The organism is Chryseobacterium proteolyticum, assembly GCF_046591535.1.
GTDB classification, from domain to species: Bacteria; Bacteroidota; Bacteroidia; order Flavobacteriales; family Weeksellaceae; genus Chryseobacterium; species Chryseobacterium proteolyticum.
Map to the genome: position 1 here is coordinate 549,423 of NZ_JBJLWK010000002.1, position 14,409 is coordinate 563,831.

Annotated in this window: 14 protein-coding genes and 2 pseudogenes; 7 read left to right on the forward strand and 9 right to left on the reverse strand. The window is 35.2% G+C overall.

The annotated features are described in order from the left end of the window. Positions 1–2: 2 nt before the first annotated feature. Positions 3–1,314, forward strand: a pseudogene (locus tag ACJ5H0_RS08455) (ABC transporter permease). A gap of 68 nt (positions 1,315–1,382) precedes the next feature. On the opposite strand, the gene ACJ5H0_RS08460 reads toward ACJ5H0_RS08455, so the two are convergent. The 8 genes from ACJ5H0_RS08460 to ACJ5H0_RS08495 form a co-directional block, all read right to left on the reverse strand. After that, on the reverse strand, positions 1,383–2,051 hold the full coding sequence (locus ACJ5H0_RS08460) for a porin family protein (RefSeq protein ID WP_172279971.1): 669 nt from the start codon (positions 2,049–2,051) through the stop codon (positions 1,383–1,385). 18 nt (positions 2,052–2,069) lie between these two features. Further along, the gene (gene sucD, locus ACJ5H0_RS08465; protein ID WP_273649044.1) at positions 2,070–2,942 is read right to left on the reverse strand and encodes a succinate--CoA ligase subunit alpha; all 873 of its coding nucleotides are present in this window, start codon (positions 2,940–2,942) and stop codon (positions 2,070–2,072) included. Between the two features lie 91 nt (positions 2,943–3,033). Then, complete coding sequence (locus ACJ5H0_RS08470; protein WP_411248872.1) at positions 3,034–3,936, reverse strand: UDP-3-O-(3-hydroxymyristoyl)glucosamine N-acyltransferase; 903 nt, start codon at positions 3,934–3,936, stop codon at positions 3,034–3,036. 67 nt (positions 3,937–4,003) lie between these two features. Further along, positions 4,004–4,567 (reverse strand): elongation factor P, encoded by a 564-nt coding sequence (gene efp, locus ACJ5H0_RS08475; protein WP_172279977.1) that lies wholly within the window; start codon positions 4,565–4,567, stop codon positions 4,004–4,006. Between the two features lie 35 nt (positions 4,568–4,602). Then, positions 4,603–5,391: an acyl-ACP--UDP-N-acetylglucosamine O-acyltransferase gene (gene lpxA / locus ACJ5H0_RS08480; RefSeq protein ID WP_172279979.1), complete on the reverse strand. Its 789-nt coding sequence runs from the start codon at positions 5,389–5,391 to the stop codon at positions 4,603–4,605. Then, complete coding sequence (locus ACJ5H0_RS08485; RefSeq protein WP_411248874.1) at positions 5,392–6,789, reverse strand: bifunctional UDP-3-O-[3-hydroxymyristoyl] N-acetylglucosamine deacetylase/3-hydroxyacyl-ACP dehydratase; 1,398 nt, start codon at positions 6,787–6,789, stop codon at positions 5,392–5,394. Beyond that, entirely contained in the window at positions 6,782–7,813 is a 1,032-nt protein-coding gene (lpxD, locus tag ACJ5H0_RS08490; protein ID WP_172279983.1) for a UDP-3-O-(3-hydroxymyristoyl)glucosamine N-acyltransferase, read from the reverse strand. The genes ACJ5H0_RS08485 and lpxD overlap by 8 nt, the downstream gene beginning before the upstream one ends. 72 nt (positions 7,814–7,885) lie before the next feature. Next, complete coding sequence (locus tag ACJ5H0_RS08495) at positions 7,886–9,112, reverse strand: HD domain-containing protein (RefSeq protein WP_411248876.1); 1,227 nt, start codon at positions 9,110–9,112, stop codon at positions 7,886–7,888. Positions 9,113–9,398: 286 nt separating this feature from the next. Here ACJ5H0_RS08495 and ACJ5H0_RS08500 point away from each other — a divergent pair, with 286 nt between their 5' ends. From ACJ5H0_RS08500 to ACJ5H0_RS08525, 6 genes and pseudogenes are all read left to right on the forward strand, one after another. Further along, a complete protein-coding gene (locus tag ACJ5H0_RS08500) occupies positions 9,399–9,812 on the forward strand; it encodes a hypothetical protein (protein ID WP_411248878.1) in 414 nt (137 codons plus the stop codon). Between the two features lie 179 nt (positions 9,813–9,991). Continuing rightward, a complete protein-coding gene (locus ACJ5H0_RS08505) occupies positions 9,992–10,528 on the forward strand; it encodes a hypothetical protein (protein ID WP_411248880.1) in 537 nt (178 codons plus the stop codon). Positions 10,529–10,533: 5 nt separating this feature from the next. Then, the gene (locus ACJ5H0_RS08510) at positions 10,534–10,833 is read left to right on the forward strand and encodes a S41 family peptidase (protein ID WP_411248882.1); all 300 of its coding nucleotides are present in this window, start codon (positions 10,534–10,536) and stop codon (positions 10,831–10,833) included. A gap of 134 nt (positions 10,834–10,967) precedes the next feature. After that, a pseudogene (gene porX, locus ACJ5H0_RS08515) lies at positions 10,968–12,513 on the forward strand (T9SS response regulator signal transducer PorX). Between the two features lie 119 nt (positions 12,514–12,632). Further along, positions 12,633–13,013 (forward strand): MliC family protein, encoded by a 381-nt coding sequence (locus ACJ5H0_RS08520; RefSeq protein WP_172279991.1) that lies wholly within the window; start codon positions 12,633–12,635, stop codon positions 13,011–13,013. Between the two features lie 87 nt (positions 13,014–13,100). Next, positions 13,101–13,865: an exodeoxyribonuclease III gene (locus ACJ5H0_RS08525; protein ID WP_411248884.1), complete on the forward strand. Its 765-nt coding sequence runs from the start codon at positions 13,101–13,103 to the stop codon at positions 13,863–13,865. Between the two features lie 62 nt (positions 13,866–13,927). Here the strand turns inward: ACJ5H0_RS08525 and ACJ5H0_RS08530 are convergent, their stop codons facing one another. Beyond that, the gene (locus ACJ5H0_RS08530; protein ID WP_172279995.1) at positions 13,928–14,299 is read right to left on the reverse strand and encodes a septal ring lytic transglycosylase RlpA family protein; all 372 of its coding nucleotides are present in this window, start codon (positions 14,297–14,299) and stop codon (positions 13,928–13,930) included. Positions 14,300–14,409 lie beyond the last annotated feature (110 nt).

Consider the following 14,409-nt stretch of genomic DNA (forward strand, 5'->3'; position numbering starts at 1 on the left):
TTATGAATAATATTTTTTTAATAACCAAAAGGGAATTCCTTACACAGGTCAAGAAGAAATCCTTCATTATATTAACTTTACTTGCTCCTCTTATGATCATTGCTTTTGGAGCAATTATAGGCCTGATGTTTAAAGCCAATGAATCGCATAACGTCATTGAAGTAGTAGACCGAAGTGGCTTATTCAAGGATCAGCTACCTTCAGATTCCAAACTCAATTATATTTTTGTTCCTGCTGCAGAAGAAAAATCAAAGATAAGTACACTAAAAGGAAATGAATCTTTGGATGGAATTCTTATTCTACCTGAACTGAATAATCATAATTTTGATGATCTTGAAAAAAACACAAGGCTTGTCATCAACAGCAAAATAGGTTTTGATACTAAGCAACGTATCGTTTCAGATATTTCAAATGTCATTAAAAAGGAAAAAATCAAAGAATTGGGTATTGCAGAAACCCAGCTCAATAATCTTGATAAAAGCTTCTCTTTAAAAACAATTAATGTTTCTGAAGATAATAAAGAGGATTCTGACCTTACTTTCGGGGTAAAATCCGGACTAAGTATGGTTTTGATGTACGTAACTTTCATGTTCATTATTATCTATGGAGTACGGGTAATGAGAAGTGTACTTGAGGAAAAGAATAACAGAGTGGTGGAAATCATTATTTCTTCCGTAAAGCCGTTTGAGCTTATGATGGGGAAAATTTTGGGAGTAACGATGGTAGCTTTAACTCAGTTTATCATCTGGATTACCATGTCCGTTATCGGAGCCCTGGTATTAAATACCGGCTTTTCATCTATTCAGAAAAACATTCCCGGAGGAAGCGAAGGAATGGCAAGTAAACTGGATGTAACACAAATCGCTACACAGGTTTCCCATAGTCTGCTTGAACTTAATTTTCCTTTGATTATTTTTGTATTTATTGTTTTCTTCCTTCTTGGATATATCTTTTACAGTTCTGTATACGCTGCCATTGGTTCTGCCGTGGACAATGAGACAGAAACACAGCAGTTTACCTTATTTGCTATATTGCCATTAACTTTGGGGATGTATGGCAGCTTTTCATTAATGAATAACCCTGACGGTCCGCTGGGATTCTGGCTATCCATGATTCCTTTCACGTCTCCTGTCGCTATGATTGCCAGAATTCCTTTTGGAGTTCCTGCATGGCAAATCGCACTGTCAATAACACTGTTAGTAGTGACAACATTTTTTTATGATCTTTTTAGCCGGTAAAATCTATAGAGTCGGTATTTTAATGTATGGAAATAAAGCAACGCTTAAGGAGCTTTGGAAATGGATTAGAAATTAATTCTATATAGTCAAAAAAATAACCCCGGAAAATGGTTCCGGGGTTATTTTTTTATTTTAAGTGTTGTCTTAGTTGAATATGTAACTTAAGCTTACACTAAGAACTTGTTCAGACTTACTTTTGCTAGTTCCACCAGGTTCTTTTCCCAAATCAGGATAGGTATTTGAAAATCCAAAATCGTATTTTAAAGCTAGTTCGAGTTGTCTCTTATAGCTATATCCTACTCCTACACCCAGTCCAAAATTAAAACTGTTTGCTTTGCCACTTACTCCCGGATTTTTTGGATCTGTTACATCCGGATCATAGTATGGTCTGCTTACAGGAACATTTTTAACATTTTGATTTAGCAAAAAATTAAATCGAGGGCCTATCATTCCAAAAAATTCAGATTCTGCCTCTGAAAAATATCCTTTGAAATAGATAGGTACACTTAGATAATTATTGGCATATACCGCATCATATCCGTCTCTTCCTTTAACATCTTTATCTTTTCCTGTTTCCCCTGCACCGTAGTACAAAACTTCAGGTTGGATATAGAATTGGTTTCCCTTTCCAACAGGAATCAAAGCTAAGGCTCCTGCCTGTACTGCGTATCGGGGACCGGAAGGGTTGTGCGCATTTTGCACCCGGGAATAGTTTCCTCCTGCCGTGATACCGAATCTTGTCCCGCTGAAATTAATCTGAGCAAAAGACAAGGTAGTGAAAGCCAGGGCAGAGGCTAATAAAAGTTTTTTCATATTGTTTTGTTTTATGGTTTATCCTAGCACTTTAGCTACAGTAACGCCAATGTCAGCAGGAGAATCTACAACGTTAATTCCATTTTCTCTCATGATTTCCATTTTAGCCTGAGCAGTATCTTCAGCTCCACCTACAATAGCACCAGCATGTCCCATTGTTCTTCCTTTAGGTGCCGTTTGTCCTGCAATAAAACCTACTACAGGTTTAGTAGAACCACTTGCTTTGTACCATCTTGCAGCTTCAGCTTCAAGTCCACCACCAATTTCACCAATCATCACTACTGCTTCTGTTTCAGGGTCATTGATAAACAACTCCAAAGCTTCTCTTGTTGTAGTTCCAATAATTGGATCTCCACCAATACCGATAGCTGTTGAAATACCAAAACCAGCTCTTACAACCTGGTCAGCAGCTTCGTAAGTAAGAGTACCAGATTTAGAAACGATACCTACTTTACCTTTCTTGAAAACGAAACCTGGCATAATACCAATTTTAGCTTCTTCTGAAGTAATAATCCCAGGGCAGTTCGGACCGATCAATCTACAGTCTCTGTCTGCGATGTAAGATTTTACTTTTACCATATCCGCTACAGGAATTCCTTCAGTAATACATACGATAACTTTAATTCCAGCTTCAGCAGCTTCCATAATAGCATCAGCAGCAAATGCAGGTGGTACGAAAATAATACTTACGTTAGCTCCAGCTTTTTGAACAGCATCAGCAACCGTATTAAATACAGGCTTTCCTAAGTGCTCGCTTCCTCCCTTTCCCGGAGTAACACCACCTACTACGTTGGTTCCGTATTCAATCATCTGACCAGCATGGAAAGTACCTTCGTTTCCTGTAAATCCTTGTACAATTACTTTAGAATCTTTGTTTACTAAAATTGACATTTTATTGTTGTTTTTAATTTATTTACTATTTTATTAATGCTCACAAATTTACTTAAATTTCTTTGATTTTAGACTAATCCAAAAGAATTGTTTATTTGAGATTTCTCAGCTTTACCTCTTTCTTCAAATACTCACGAAATTCTTCTGCAATCATTCCAAAATAGGTTCCTTTAGTCAGGTCTCTGTTCACTCCCACCTTGGCCAGAAGGATGGTTCCTTTCTCCAGTCTGATCCCTGATGCAACTCCAACCTGCCCCCACATGGTGACCTCATCTTCAACAATACAACATCCTGCTATTCCTACCTGAGAAGCAATCAAACATCTTTTACCAATTATGGTATCATGACCTATCTGAATCAGATTGTCTAATACAGAGCCTTCTCCTATTATGGTAGAATCCGTAACACCTCTGTCTATAGTACAATTATTACCAATTTCAACGTTATTTTCAATAATAACATTTCCTACTGAAATAAGACGATCAAAATTACCATTCAGCTTTCTGTAATAAAATGCATCACCTCCCAATACCGTTCCGGATTGAATAATAACATTATCACCGATCACGGTCCTGTCACCAATCACAACATTGGGGAATATATGGGTATTCTTCCCTATCTTCACATTATTGCCAATCACTGCAGAAGGATGAATTCTGGTTCCTTCTCCAATTTCAACATCATGTAATTCTTCTGTAAAATTGTATATTCTTGTAAAATGAGTATTGATAAAATTAAAATCCCTGAACGGATCTTCAGAAACAAGAAGAGCTTTTCCTTCCGGGCACTCAACCTCTTTATCGATAAGAATGACCGTTGCTGCCGAATTCAGTGCTTTGTCATAATATTTCGGGTGGTTAACAAATACAATATCCCCAGGGGTTACCCTATGAATCTCATTGGTTCCCAACACTTCAAAATCTTCGGAGCCAATAAATCTTGCCCCAATTAAATCAGCTATTGTTTTAAGCTTTTGTGGAGAATGGAATCTCATACATTAATCTTATTATAAAATAAAATTCGGACTGCAGGTGCAGACCGAATTTATGTAGATTATATTGTTATTTTACTCTTTCTAAATAAGTACCGTCTTCAGTATTTACTTTGATTTTGTCTCCCGGCTCAATAAACAGTGGAACCATTACTCTTGCTCCTGTTTCAACGATTGCATTCTTAAGAGCATTCGTAGCAGTATTCCCTTTCACTCCCGGATCTGCTTCAATTACGTCTAAAAATACAGATTGTGGAAGTTCAGCAGAAAGAGGAGTTTCATCAGCTTCTTTCAGGATAATTGTAACTTCTTCACCAGCCTTCATAAACTGAGCGTTTTCAATCATTTCCTTATTGATATACAACTGGGAAAAGTCGTCATTGTTCATGAAGTGGAATCCATTCTCATCATCATAAAGATACTGGAATTTTCTGGTAATTACTTTTACTTCATCTATTTTATGTCCCGCTGAAAAAGTATTATCAATTACTTTTCCATTAGTTACAGATTTTAATTTGGTTCTAACAAAAGCAGGTCCTTTTCCTGGTTTTACGTGAAGAAATTCAATTACCTTGAAAATATCATTGCTATATTCAATGCAAAGTCCCTTTCTGATATCGTTACTTGTTGCCATTAATTTTTTATATTATCTTTTTATTTTTAAATGAGTTACTCTTTTCCAGTACCATAACCTTTTACGATACCTCTTGGAGAGTTTTGTATAAACTGAAGGATTTCATCTCTTTCAGCCGTTGGTAGCATTTCTTTTTCAATATGACTAATTGCCTGAGACACATTCATCTTCATCTGGAAAATAGCTCTGTAGATCTTTTGGATCTCAAAAATTTTCTCATTTGTGAATCCTCTTCTTCTTAAACCTACTGAATTGATCCCTGCATAAGACATCGGTTCTCTCGCAACTTTTACGTAAGGAGGAATATCTTTTCTTACCAATGTACCCCCAGAGATCATTACATGTTTTCCTATTTTCCCAAACTGATGAACAGCACTTAGTCCTCCCATTACCGTATAGTCACCTATTTCTACGTGACCGGCAATACCGCAACCGTTTACTATGATAACATGATCTCCAATTACACAATCGTGTGCAATATGAGAAGTAGCCATAATCAGACAGTTTTTACCTATTTTGGTATAGCCTAGAGCTTTAGTACCCCTGTTTACGGTAACACACTCTCTGATTGTAGTCTCGTCACCGATAATTACCTGAGTATCTTCACCATCAAACTTTAAATCCTGCGGAATCGCAGAAATTACAGTTCCCGGAAAAATCCTGCAATTCTTCCCTATTCTAGCTCCATCCATAATGGTAACATTGGGACCTATCCAGCTTCCTTCTCCAATTTCCACGTCCCCTGCAATAGTAGTAAAAGGTTCTACGATTACGTTCTTGCTGATTTTTGCACGTTTATCTACGGCAGCTAATTGATGAACCATTTAGTCAACTTTATTTTTTGCAACTTGAGCCATTAATTCGGCTTCTACAGCCACTGTATCTCCTACATATCCGTATCCCTGCATATGAACGATACCTCTTCTGATCGGCTCTATCAATTCAATTTTGAAAATCATCGTATCTCCCGGAACTACTTTTCTTTTGAATTTTACTTTATCCATTTTAATGAAATAAGTAGAATAGTTTTCAGGATCCGGAACACTTGCAAGAACCAAAATTCCTCCGGTCTGAGCTAAAGCTTCTACTTGCAAAACCCCCGGCATTACAGGTTCCTTTGGAAAATGCCCAACAAAGAATGGTTCATTCATTGTAACGTTTTTCAAACCTACTACGTGAGAATCCGAAAGCTCCAGAACCTTATCGATCAATAAGAACGGAGGTCTGTGAGGCATCAGTTTCATGATTCCGTTAATATCAAAAACCGGTTCTTTTGTAAGATCAAAATCAGGCACATTTTTCTTTTTTTGCAGTTTCCACTGACGATTCAGTTTTTTTGCAAATTGAGTATTCACGAAATGTCCTGGTTTATTTGCGATAACTTTACCTTTTATTTTAACACCAGCTAAAGCCAGATCACCAATTACATCAAGTAATTTATGTCTTGCTGCCTCATTAGGATAATTTAAAGTAAGGTTATCAAGAATACCATTTGGTCTGATAGAAACATTGTCTTTACCAAATGCTTTTTTAAGTTTTTCTGTGGTATCCGGAGTTAAATCCTTATCAACGTAAACAATTGCATTAGAAATATCACCTCCTTTTATAAGACCATGATCTAAAAGCATTTCCAGTTCATGTAAGAAGCTGAATGTTCTTGCTGATGAAATTTCCTCTTTAAACTCAGAGATATTTTTAAGTGTGGCATTTTGGGTACCTAATACTTTAGTTCCAAAATCTACCATCGTTGTAATTTCGTAGTTATCAGATGGAATAATGGTAATCTCAGAACCTGTTGCAGGATCTGTATAGCTAAGAACTTCTTTTACCACAAGGTATTCTCGGGCAATGGTCTGCTCAACTACCCCTACACTTTCGATAGCTTCAACAAAAAACTTTGAAGATCCATCCATAATAGGAGGTTCTGAAGCATCCATCTCCAATATAGCGTTATCGACATCGCAGCCTACTAAAGCTGCAAGAAGATGCTCGCATGTGTTAATTTTAACGCCTAGCTTTTCTAAGGTTGTCCCTCTTTCTGTTGCTACAACATAGTTAACATCTGCTTCAACCTGAGGGTGCCCCTCTAAATCGGTTCTTACAAAAACAAAACCTGTATTTTCTTTAGCAGGTTTAATGGTAAGTTTTACTTCTTTACCAGTATGAAGGCCAATTCCAGAAAGAGTTACCTCTTGCTGAAGTGTTTTTTGCATATCACTCATTAGTATTATCTTTTGAGGTATTCTCAAGATTATTTATTCTTCCTACGATTTCAGTAAAATTCCTGAAATGAACATAATTTCTCAAATAGTCATTATAACTGATTGCAGGTGAACCGTATAAAGTTTCTTTATCACCTACACTGGAGTTCACTCCACTCTGAGCCTGAATTTTCACCTGATTGCCGATCTTAATATGACCAACTACACCTACCTGTCCTCCAATCTGGTTCCAGTCTCCGATCGTTGTAGAGCCTGCAATTCCGGCCTGGGCTGCAATTACATTATTCTGACCAATCTTAACGTTATGTGCAATCTGAATCAGGTTATCTATTTTTGTTCCTTTTCCAATAATGGTAGATCCAATGGTAGCCCTGTCTATACTACAGTTTGAACCAATTTCCACATCATCTTCAATAATAACGTTCCCAAGTTGTGGAATTTTTTTAAATCCTTCTGCTGTTGGCTGAAAACCAAATCCATCTCCCCCTACTACCGTATTGGAATGGATAACACAATTATCCCCAATAACACAATAATCATAGATTCTTGCTCCGCTATCTATTTTGCAGTTCTTTCCAATTTTAACACCTTTTCCGATGTATACTTGTGGATAGATTTGTGTCCCCTCTCCGATTTTAGCTTTTTCTGAAACATAGGTAAATGCTCCAATATATACTTTATCTGCTATTACAGCGGTATCGTGAATAGATGCTCCATCTTCGATTCCTTCTTTTTTTCCTTGCATTTCCTGATACAGATTCATAAGAACCTGAAAGGACAGATATGCATCTTTTACGGCAATAATAGTAGGAGTATAACTATCTTTTACAAGAAGTTTTTCTGAAGCAATAATTACTGAACACTTGGAAGTATCCAAATAATGAGAAAACCGGTCCTGAGCTATAAAAGAAAGATGTCCCGATTCTCCATTTTCAATTGGTGAAACGCCATTAATAAGTGCATTTTCGTCACCTATTATTTTCCCGTCAATAAAACTTGCAATTTGCGAAGCTGTAAATTCCATATTCTGCAAAGATAAGAAATTCTATAATTCGTAAACATTTTTTAGTTTTCGGATCGATAATTTTAATATTCTTTAAGAATTTATTTTGGAAAAATCTCTTGGAAATGTTAAAATATATCGTGTCGTCTTATTAACGATCAATCCCGATAAAAGCTGGTCTTCAGACTCATCAAGTCTTATTTTCTCACCATTTTTCTGTAACAAATAGATGGGTTGCATTTTGGTATTGTATGGCAAAAGTTTTCTCTTAATTTCGTGAACTAATTCTTCCCCATTATCAATTCCAAAAAACTCGTTCGTATTTTTTATTTTTTCATCAACAAATTCTTTATCAAATGGATGTGATGAAATAATGGTTTTAGGAAGATCTCTTTTAATCACACTTCTGCACCAGTAAGACAATATAAAGTCATCGGAATTCTGCCATAACTTCATCGCCTGGATTACGTCATTATCATCAAGCTGGGTAAACCTTTCAATATCTTCATTGGTTGCGGCACTTTTTCCTCTATATAAAAAGTATTTCAGATTTTCAGTGGCCGGCAAATCGATTCCCTGGGAAACCAGATATTTGGCCCTTTCCAGAATTTTCACCAAAATAAATTCTGCTAATGCTGATGTTTTGTGATAATAAACCTGCCAATACATAAACATTCTGGCAGTCAAAAAGTTTTCAATAGAATAAATTCCTTTGGCATCAATCACCAATTCTCCTTCTTCACAAACATTCATCATAGAAATGATCCTTTGTGTATTGATGTTTCCTTCAGATACTCCCGTGAAAAAGCTATCTCTTTTTAAATAATCCAGACGGTCAACATCCAACTGAGATGAGATCAGCTGATTAAAGAACTTCCTGTGGTACTTACCCTGAAACATTTCAATTGCTACCGTAAGCTGACCTTCAAACTTTTCATTAAGCCTGTTCATTAATAATAATGAAAGGTTTTCATGATGCCAGTCATCCATCAGCATGCTTTCCAATGCGTGAGAAAATGGCCCATGTCCTATATCATGCATCAAAATAGCTAACATAGCTCCTTTTTCTTCTTCATCAGATATTTTTACGCCCTTTTGCTTTAAAGTTTCAAGAGCAGTAAACATAAGATGCATCGCTCCAATAGCATGATGAAATCTGGTGTGGGTTGCTCCCGGAAAAATAAGATTAAGAAGTCCTGTCTGTGAAATTCTCCTCAACCGCTGAAAATAAGGATGCTCAATAACATCAAATAAGATTTCATGTGGGATTTTAATAAATCCATGAACAGGATCGTTGATAATTTTTAGCTTATTCTGCATTTGAAAAACTGAAGTATTAAGCTAACAAAGTTAGGGAAATTTAATCTTAGGTTTTGCTTTCAAGAATAACCCACCATAATGCAGAGATCTTTATCTTTGAAATTATAATTGACGAATAATTTATGAGAGCGTTTTCAATTGTTGTACTACTGTTTATCAGTATAATATCTTTTCCGCTCAAACCATCTCTGAAGTTCAAAAACTGGAATCTCTATGTAAAATATGGGGATTCTTAAAATACTATCATCCTCATGTTGCTAACGGCACATTCAATTGGGATCAGCAATTGCTCCAAAAGATAGATGAGCTAGACGGCATTCAAGATAAAAGCCAGCTTAATATCTTGTATACTCAATGGCTTGATAGCCTTGGTGCTGTTGAAAAGTGCAAATCCTGTAAACTGACCAACACCAAGGTCTATTTTCGTAAGAATTTTAATCTGGACTGGATAAATGACAACAATATATTTATTGAAAGTATCACCAACAGGTTACAATTTATTGAAGAAAACAGATATGTAGGTACCCTTATTATTTTGGGAAAGGGGGCCGAAAAATATTTTTCCGCAATGATGATTCAACGGGTTCCAAATTCATTTCTAAAAAGATTGCACTCCTGGAGCTTTTCAGATATTGGAATTTTGTGGAATATTTCTTTCCTTATAAATATGAAACAAATCAGAACTGGGATGATGTATTAACAGAAATGATTCCTAAATTCCTGGTGATAGACAACGATGTCAATTATCATTTAACATTGGCAGAGTTGGTAACAAAAACTGATGATTCTCATACGAAGGAGAATCCCTGTTGAATACTCTTCGCAGAAGGGAAACTTATTGTCACTAAAATCAATTCCAATCAATATAATGAAGAATCTGTGTTAAAGCCGGGAGATATTATTTATGATATCAACGGTAAAACGATCTCTCAAATGGTTAACAGCTTTTCAAAATATATTCCGGCTTCAAATACCTGGGGAAAAATTAAAAAAGTAAAAAATCTTTTTCTATTTTCCAATTCAGACAGTATCGAAGTCAAAGTAGAAAGAGAAAGACAAAATATTGCACTTAAATCAAAAACGTATCTATTAAAGGATATCGTTTATGAAAAGAAAGTTACTCCCCGGAAATGGCAATTTTATGATGAGGAAAAAAAGATTGGAATTGTCAATATGGGAATTATTGAAAGAGAAGATCTGGATGAAATGTACCAAAATTTAAAAACTACCGAATCTATTATTTTTGATCTTAGAAATTATCCCAAACAAACAATAAGACCTTTAAGTCTATTAATTCTGCCTAAAACAAGTATATACTATGAATTTACATTTCCGGAAACGACCTATCCGGGATTATTTATATCAGAAAAAACAGCATCGGAAGAAATAATGATCAATACTATAAAGGAAATGTAGTAGTTTTGGTAGATGAAAACACCCAAAGCCAAGCCGAAACAACAACCATGATGTTCAAACAGCATCCTAAAGCAAAAATTATCGGAAGTCATACTTCCGGAGCCAACGGAGATGTTATCCGGTTTAAAATTGCAGGCCTGGAAACCAGCTTTAGCGGCCTTGGTGCCTATTATCCTGATCAAAGGGAAACACAGAGAATCGGAATTATTCCTGACATCATTGTCAGACCAACTTTAAAAGGGATAAAAGCAGGAAAGGATGAGGTTTTGGAAAGAGCCCTCGAGTATTTAAAAACCGGCCGCTAGATGTAATCCTCAAGATAAGAAGTAGAGGGAGTTTCCATTTAACTATAATTTAACTTTTTATCTGTTCATTTTGACAGATTTTATAATGAGTTGGTCGCACTTTTGATACTATAACCATGTAAAAAATATATATTATGTCCGAAAAAATATTATGGATAGATGATGAAATAGATTTACTCAAACCTCATATCGTATTTTTAGAAAAAAAAAGGCTACCAGGTAACTCCTGTTAATAATGTGAATGAAGCACTGGAGCTTATCGATTCTGAGAAATTTGCATTGACACTGATCGATGAAAATATGCCCGGGATTTCAGGTTTGGAAGCAATTCCTATGATCAAAGAAAAAGATAATTCCTTAAAGATAGTAATGGTTACTAAAAGTGAGGAAGAGCATATTATGGAGGAAGCAATAGGTTCACAGATTGCCGACTATATACTGAAGCCCGTTAATCCGAATCAGATTCTTTTATCATTGAAAAAAAATCTTCAGGAAGATAATCTGGTTGAACAAAAAACCATTTTGCAATACCAGCAGGAATTCAGAAATCTTTCTATGGAACTTTCTTATTTAAAATCTTATCAGGAATGGGCGGAATATTATAAGAAAATTCTAAACTGGGAAATTAAATTTGATAAGGTAACTGATAACGAATTTGCAGATCTTCTACAATCTCAGAAAGAAGAAGCCAACATTCAGTTTGCAAAGTTTATTGAAAATAATTACGAAGAGTGGTTAAGCGGAAGCGATAAACCATCTATGAGCCATACCCTTTTCAAAGATAAAGTAAAACCTGAGGTAGAAAAAAGTAAGGTTCTTCTTCTTATGATAGACAATCTAAGATATGATCAATGGAAAGTAGTTGAGCCTCTATTTACAAAGTATTATAATAAAGTGTCTGAAGATTATTATTACAGCATTCTTCCAACAGCTACTCAGTATGCAAGAAATTCATTCTTTGCAGGCTTATTACCATCTGAAATAGAAAAACGTTTCCCAGATAAATGGTTTAACGATAATGAAGACGGAAATAAAAACGAATTTGAACGTGATTTTCTTGAGGATCAGATGAAAAGAATTGGCCTCGGTTCCAAATCAATGAAATACTTAAAAGTATTGAATGCAGATTTCGAGAGAAAGATCTATGATGATTTTAATCAACACAAGAATAATGATTTATTAGTGATTGTTTATAATTTCATCGATATACTATCTCACGCCAAAACAGATAATCATATTGTAGACCAATTGATCCGGGATGATAAAACTTTTAGATCTTTAACTTATAACTGGTTTGAAAATTCATCCATCTTAAAGATCATTAAACTCGCTGCTGAAAATGGTTATAAATTGGTGATTACTACTGATCATGGAACGGTATATGTGAAAAAGCCAAGCAAAGTAGTAGGTGACAGAGAAACCTCCACTAATATCCGTTATAAAACAGGTAAAAGTTTAACTTATGATGACAGGGATGTATGGGCTATCACCAATCCTGAGAAATTATTTTTACCCAAAGGAAACTTGAGCTCTAAGTATATCTTTGCTAAAAACAATATCTTCCTGGCTTATCCTAAGAATTACAACCACTTTGTCAACTATTATAAAGAAACATATCAACACGGAGGAATATCATTAGAAGAATGTATTATTCCCATTAGTATATTAGAACCCAAGTAGTTTTTTCATAGTTTATTAATTTTGGGTTCAGGGCGGAAAAAATCAATTGATTTTTTCCGCCCTTTTTTAAGGCATCTATTTTGTATACTAATACATACACAATAATTAAATACACTATTATGAAAAGAAGCATTTTTGCTACAGCTGCTATAGCAGCTTTGTTTTTAACCTCATGTAATAAGGAGAAAACTCCTGCAGATACTGCAACAACTGCAACCGTAGATACAATATCTTCAAAACCATCTGATTCAGCTGCTGTTTCAGCCGGTAAGGATGAAATTGTAAAAAGTACCTCAACAGACAGTAGTGGAAAAACACTGGAAATGACGTTCAATAACACCAAAAACACAGCAACAGTAGTATTCAACAAAGAAACGATTGAATTACAGGGTCAAAAGCCCGCATCTGGAATATGGTATAAAAATGATCACTATGAATTGAGAGGAAAAGGAGAAGAAATTGAACTTACAAAAGATGGAAAAGTAGTTTTTAAAAAATAAAATCTATTATAATAAGATAAAAAGTCGGTTTTGAAATTCAGGGCCGGCTTTTTAATTTCCCTACATTTGAAAAAATTTATTTTTTGTATGAAATTAATCACTTATAATGTTAACGGAATCAGGGCAGCTTTTACAAAAGATTTTTTGGGTTGGCTAAAGACTGCTGATCCGGATATCATTTGTATTCAAGAAAGTAAGGCAGGAAATGACCAGATAGACATCGACAGTCTTCAAAAACTTGGTTATCATAGTTACTGGCATTCTGCTATAAGAAAAGGATATAGCGGCGTAGGAATAGCTTCTAAAATTCAGCCCAATCATGTAGAATATGGTTGCGGAATTGAAAGCTATGATAATGAAGGAAGGATTATCAGAGCAGATTTTGATGATTATTCCGTAATTTCGGTATATGTCCCCTCTGCATCTAATATTGAAAGATTAGACTTTAAGATGCAGTTTTGTCATGATTTTCTGAATTATATTAAAATCCTTAAAAAAGAAATTCCTAACCTCATTATTTCGGGTGATTTTAATATTTGCCACCAGGCTATTGATATTCATGATCCTGTGCGCTTAAAAAATGTTTCCGGCTTTTTACCTATGGAACGTGAATGGATGACCAATTTCATCGAAGAATGTGAACTGATAGACAGTTTCAGGTTTTTTAATAATGAGCCTGATAATTACACATGGTGGAGCTACAGGCAAAATTCAAGAGCAAATAATAAAGGCTGGAGATTGGATTATAACTTTACCTCTTATGCTTTAAAGGATAAGCTGTTAAGAGCTGTTATTTTAAAAGAAGCCGTTCATTCAGATCATTGCCCCGCATTGCTGGAATTAGACATATAAAAACGTTCAAATAAAAAAGCCAACTGAATCAGTTGGCTTTTAAAATTTAATAAATCATAAATTTAATCGACAATTTCATATTCCACCGGAATAGTACCAAGATTGGTATTTCCGATTTCATCGAACGCGGCTCTGGAAATATCCAAAGCTCTTGATGAATGGAAAGGTCCTCTATCATTTATCCTCACTGTAACCTCTTTTCCATTGCTTAAATTGGTAACTCTAATTTTAGTCCCAAAAGGAAGCGTTCTGTTTGCAGCGGTGAATTTTGAATTATCAAAAATTTCTCCGTTTGCAGTTTTTCTACCATTAAACTTATCGTGATAGAACGATGCATAACTTGTTTTTTTCGCATCTGTGGCATTGTTCTTGAAAGAATAAATACCAAAGGCTGAAATCATCATTATGATTACGAGAATGAATCTTTTCATCATTTTGAATTTTATTGGTTTTGACTTGGCAAATGTATCATGAATCTGCTTAAGACCATAGCCGATATATTAAAAACTGTTAACAAAAACCCAATTCAAAGTTAACAACGTCT

Excerpts from the sequence above, each read along its gene's own strand:
- ACJ5H0_RS08525 (WP_411248884.1), top strand. The coding sequence starts at position 13,101 with ATGAAATTAATCACTTATAATGTTAACGGAATCAGGGCAGCTTTTACA.
- ACJ5H0_RS08530 (WP_172279995.1), bottom strand. The coding sequence starts at position 14,299 with ATGATGAAAAGATTCATTCTCGTAATCATAATGATGATTTCAGCCTTT.
- ACJ5H0_RS08495 (WP_411248876.1), bottom strand. The coding sequence starts at position 9,112 with ATGCAGAATAAGCTAAAAATTATCAACGATCCTGTTCATGGATTTATT.
- sucD (WP_273649044.1), bottom strand. The coding sequence starts at position 2,942 with ATGTCAATTTTAGTAAACAAAGATTCTAAAGTAATTGTACAAGGATTT.
- ACJ5H0_RS08470 (WP_411248872.1), bottom strand. The coding sequence starts at position 3,936 with ATGAGATTCCATTCTCCACAAAAGCTTAAAACAATAGCTGATTTAATT.
- ACJ5H0_RS08520 (WP_172279991.1), top strand. The coding sequence starts at position 12,633 with ATGAAAAGAAGCATTTTTGCTACAGCTGCTATAGCAGCTTTGTTTTTA.
- efp (WP_172279977.1), bottom strand. The coding sequence starts at position 4,567 with ATGGCAACAAGTAACGATATCAGAAAGGGACTTTGCATTGAATATAGC.
- lpxA (WP_172279979.1), bottom strand. The coding sequence starts at position 5,391 with ATGGTTCATCAATTAGCTGCCGTAGATAAACGTGCAAAAATCAGCAAG.
- lpxD (WP_172279983.1), bottom strand. The coding sequence starts at position 7,813 with ATGGAATTTACAGCTTCGCAAATTGCAAGTTTTATTGACGGGAAAATA.
- ACJ5H0_RS08460 (WP_172279971.1), bottom strand. The coding sequence starts at position 2,051 with ATGAAAAAACTTTTATTAGCCTCTGCCCTGGCTTTCACTACCTTGTCT.
- ACJ5H0_RS08485 (WP_411248874.1), bottom strand. The coding sequence starts at position 6,789 with ATGAGTGATATGCAAAAAACACTTCAGCAAGAGGTAACTCTTTCTGGA.